Origin of the sequence: Nitrospirillum bahiense (genome assembly GCF_007828025.1) — a bacterium.
Taxonomy (GTDB): Bacteria; Pseudomonadota; Alphaproteobacteria; order Azospirillales; family Azospirillaceae; genus Nitrospirillum; species Nitrospirillum amazonense.
The window spans coordinates 1-2,693 of record NZ_VITO01000048.1; the positions used below are offsets into that span (position 1 = coordinate 1).

Sequence of the window (2,693 nt, forward strand, 5' to 3'; positions counted from 1 at the left end):
AGCAGCAGGTTGTCGGCGCCATCGGTGGACAGGCCCGCCGCCAGGCCTGAGGCGGCACCGCCCAGGATGGCGGCGGTGTAATCCGACCCGCCGCCACCGGCGACCACGGTGCTGGCCCCCGCGGTGTAGTTGCCGGTCACCGACAGGCCGGCCGCGATGGTGCCGGCGATGCTGGCGGCCCCGCTGACCACCAGCCCGCTGGTGCCGGGGTTCAGCGACAAGGTACCCGCCGCACCCTGGGTATAGGCGCCGGTGATGCTGACGATGGTGGTCAGCGTCAGGCTGGCACCGTTGTTGGTGACGGTGAAGCCGCCGGCGCTGATGCTGTCGTTCAGCACCAGGGCGCCGCCAGCGAACACCACGTCGGACGCGCTGGTCAGGGTGCCCTGGTTGGTCAGCGAGGCGCCCGTCAGCGTGCCGATGGTGCCCCCCGTCCCGCCGCTGATGGTCAGGGCGCCGCCGCCGTTGTTGATGATGGCGCCGGCGATGGTGCCGCTGTTGCGCAGGCCCCCCAGCGGGCCATACAGCGCCACCGCCTTGGACGCCTGGATCAGGCCGCTGTTGATCAGCGTGCCGACCGTGCCGGCGCTGTACAGGGCCGAGCTGCCGCTGCCCGAGGTGCCGCGCATGACGCCGCTGTTGACCAGCGTGTCGATGACGGCGCCCGGATCGTTGAGGAAGGCGACGTTCCGGCCCACGATGGTGCCGCTGTTGTCCAGCCGCCCCATGCTGCCGCTGTTGCGCACGGCGAAGTAGCTGCTGCCGATGACGCCGCTGTTGCTCAGCGTGCCTATGGTGCCACCGGCATTGTTCTGCACGGCGCTGCCGCCGGTGATCGTTCCCGTGCCGGTGTTGGCCAACAGCCCGATGGTACCGAAGTTGGCCACGCCGCCGCCGAAGCCGGCCGACACGCTGCCGCTGTTGCTGAGCGTGCCGACGGTGCCCGTGGCCTCGATGTGGACGCCGTTGGAGGAGCCGCTGATGGTGCCGACGCTGTCGTTGACCAGCGTGCCCAGCGTGCCGGTGATATAGACACCCCCGCCCAGGACGCCACCGAACAGGACGCCACTGTTGTTCAAAGAGTCCAGCGTGCCGCCGACATAGGCCGCATACTTGGCGCCGCTGATGGTGCCGGCGTTGCCCAGGCTGGCCAGGGTACCGCCGATGTAATCGTTGGTGATGGTCAGCAGCAAGTTGTTGGCGCCGTCGCCCGCCGTGGCGGCGGCCAGGCCGGTGACCGTGCCGCCCAGGGTGGCGGACGCGTAGTCGGACCCGGCGCCGCCGGCAACCAGGGTGCTGGCGCCAACGGTGTAGTTGCCGGTCGAGGACAGGCCGGCCAGGACCGTGCCGGCGACGGTGGCGGCGCCGCTGACCACCAACTCGCTGGCGCCAGGGGTCAGCGACAGCGTGCCGCCAGCGCCCTGGGTGTAGGCGCCGGTGATGCTGACCACGCTGGCAATACCCAGCGTGGCGCCGGTGTTGAGAACGGTCTGGCCGCTGGCCACGATGCTGTCGTTCAGCATCAAGGCGCCCCCGGCGAACACCACGTCCGCCGCACTGGTCAGCGTGCCCTGGCTGGACGCGCCGTAGCCCGTCAGGGTGCCGACCGTGCCGTTGCTGCCGCCGACGATGGTCAAATCGGTGGCGGAATTCGAGATGCGACCGGCGATCACGCCACTGTTGACGAAGGTTCCGATGCCGGAGCTGATCCGCATGGCGGCGGTGCCCGCGATGGTGCCGCTGTTCAGCAAGGCGTCGACATGGCCATCGAACTTGAGGGCCGTGGGGCCGGTGATGGTGCCCTGGTTGATGACGGTGCCCAGGGTGTTGGTGTTCTTCAGCGCCGGGCCGCTGTGCGCGATGATGGTGCCGCTGTTGACGATGGTGCCGTAATAGTCGCCGTAGACGCCCCAGCTTTGGCCGACGATGGTGCCGCTGTTGCTCAGCAGGCCCATTGTGCCCAGGTTGGAGACACCGACGCTGCCGCCCATGATATAGCCGGCATTGATCAGTGTGCCGACCGTCCCGTAGTTTTCGAAGCCGGCGGCGGAATAGACGGCACCTTGGCCGAGCAGCGTGGCGCCGACGCTGTTGATGAACGTGCCGACATGGCCGCCGCTGGCGATGCTGACGGCGATGGTGGTGGCGCTGAAGGTGCCGGCGTTGGTGATGGTGCCGACACTGCCGGAATGGCCGACATAGACGGCCGCCTTGTCGGCGCCAACGCTGCCGGTGTTGACCAGGCTGGCCAGGGTGCCGCCGACATAGTCGTTGGTGATGGTCAGCAGCAGGTTGTCGGCGCCGTCGCCCGCCACGGCGGCGGCCAGGCCGGTGACCGTGCCGCCCAGGGTAGCGGAGGTGTAGTCAGAGCCGCTGCCGCCGGCCACCAGGGTGCTGGAACTGACGGTGTAGTTGCCAGTCGAGGACAGGCCGGCCAGGACCGTGCCGGCGATGCTGGCGGCGTCGCTGACCACCAATTCGGTGCCCGTGCCCACGCTCAAGGTGCCGGACGCCCCCTGGCTGTAATCGCCGGTGACGTTGACGATGGTGGACAGCGTCAGGCTGGCGCCGCTGTTGATGACGGTATGGCCCGTGGCCAGGATGCGGTCGTTGAGCAGCAGGTTGCCGGACGTGAAGGCCACGTTGCCCAGCGTGCTGACGATGGTGCCCTGGCCCGACTGGCCGGTCAGCGT

At 69.2% G+C, this 2,693-nt stretch carries 1 protein-coding gene; it reads right to left on the reverse strand.

The window, feature by feature from the left end:
• Positions 1-2,693, reverse strand: a 2,693-nt coding sequence (locus tag FBZ88_RS30470; protein WP_211102858.1) for a beta strand repeat-containing protein, incomplete at both ends; no start/stop codon positions are given.